Annotated in this window: 1 protein-coding gene; it reads left to right on the forward strand. The window is 62.9% G+C overall.

Features of this window, described 5'->3' with window-relative positions:
* Positions 1 to 603 (forward strand): hypothetical protein (locus ABWL39_RS20825; protein ID WP_367796112.1); only part of this gene is annotated, 603 nt, incomplete at its 5' end.
* Between the last annotated feature and the right edge of the window lie 309 nt (positions 604 to 912).

The raw sequence follows: 912 nt of genomic DNA on the forward strand, positions 1-912 counted from the left end.
CCGCATCCCGAATACTGGCCCTACCCGGACGTGCCGCCGGTGAAATGGCCGGACGCTCCCGCCGACTCGGTATGGCGGTCGTTCATGTGCAGCAAGGCGTATCTCAAGGCGCTGTGCGAGAGCGAGGCGGGCCGGTTCATCTACCGCACGGTGGAGGATGCGTGGGGGATTGCCTTCTACGGTTGGCGTGGCCCGACAGATTTCGTATCGGGTGAGTTCGTCCAGCCGCCATACGGTCGTTACCCGTTCATCGAGGCCAAGCGTAAATATCCAGTCCAGCCGGAACGGCACGATCACTACGCGCCACGCGTTGGCGGTCCTGGCTACTACCGGTATTTCCGCAATCCGGGCCGACAGCCAAGCGTCACCGTGTTCGATTGGGGCCGCCCATCCCCCTACCTTGTCGATCGGAACGAAATCTCATCGCCAAGCGCTCACTATGGCTTCACCCGGCGTGAAATCGACCGCCCCCATCTGGCCGACAAGAATCTCGGCGGCGGCGAACTGATCGTGCTGGATTTGCTCACCAATGAAGTATTGGGTGTCCGCCGCGCCGTCATGAGCCAAGGCAAAAGGACTTTCCTGCCCGAACCTGGCCGATAAGCTCGACAAAGCCTTCATTTATTCGGTACTCAAACCGAAGCCAGACGACAAGCCATAAGCAACGAAAACGAGCACGGCGGCCAAGCGGCGCGATGTGCTCCGCTTCGATTGCCCTTGACGCCAGGGGTACGGCGGATGGCCTTTACCCACCGGCCCCGGCTCGGCTTCACCCTCTCCCCAACCCTCTCCCCAACCCTCTCCCGTCGAGGGAGAGGGGGTGGCCCGGCTGATTTGTGGGGCGGCCCTCTGCGGCGGCCCGGGCCTGGTCTCGTGGAGCCGGTAGTAGGGTGGGCAACGTGTTGTCCACGC

This window comes from Chitinivorax sp. PXF-14, from assembly GCF_040812015.1.
In the GTDB taxonomy this organism is placed as follows: Bacteria; Pseudomonadota; Gammaproteobacteria; order Burkholderiales; family SCOH01; genus JBFNXJ01.